Source organism: Liquorilactobacillus sicerae (genome assembly GCF_029916425.1).
Classification (GTDB): Bacteria; Bacillota; Bacilli; order Lactobacillales; family Lactobacillaceae; genus Liquorilactobacillus; species Liquorilactobacillus sicerae.
The window spans coordinates 1-577 of record NZ_JAHAVQ010000117.1 but is presented as its reverse complement, the minus strand read 5'-3'; the positions used below and the strand labels follow the sequence as shown (position 1 = coordinate 577).

Sequence of the window (577 nt, the reverse complement as noted above, 5' to 3'; positions counted from 1 at the left end):
ACATTCAAGTCACCAAAATTATCGCTGATTTCTTGAAAAGCTGCAAAAACTTCATCACGTTTTGAGACATCGGCTTTTTTTGCTATAGCAGTATTGGAACCATATTTTTTATTTAGTTCATCTGCCACTGCCTCGACTTTTTCCAGATGCCGGCCGATCAATCCAGCCTTAAAACCGTCTTTTGCCAGTCTTTGAGCAATTGCTTTACCAATCCCTAGACCAGCTCCTGTAATAATTGCAACTTTATTTGACATATTTGCCTCTAATTTTATCCATATAAATATTTGTAAAATAAATCACAAAAAATATTCTAGCAGAAGATATTTTCCATAACAAGATATAAATTAAAAAATGTTGAAAATACCAGACGGTTTTGCAAAAATATTAAAAATTAATCAATGGAATTGAGCCGCTGCTCCTCTTGTACTTTGATGTCATCAATAATATCCTGCAAAGTTATTTCAGCCATTTTTGTTTCTGCGACGTCTTGGATTTCTTTGTAATAATGAGTCAGAACTTTTGGGATCGCTGTACCAATCGGGCAGGATAGGGCCGTATTTCGATCAACGTTTAATAA

General features: G+C 34.7%; 1 protein-coding gene and 1 pseudogene. Both read right to left on the bottom strand.

The window, feature by feature from the left end; translation table 11 throughout:
- The coding region (locus tag KH893_RS11550) for an SDR family NAD(P)-dependent oxidoreductase (protein WP_281166247.1) at positions 1 to 254 on the bottom strand (254 nt) is incomplete at its 3' end.
- Positions 255 to 391: 137 nt separating this feature from the next.
- A pseudogene (locus KH893_RS11545) lies at positions 392 to 577 on the bottom strand (Rrf2 family transcriptional regulator); the annotation flags it as partial.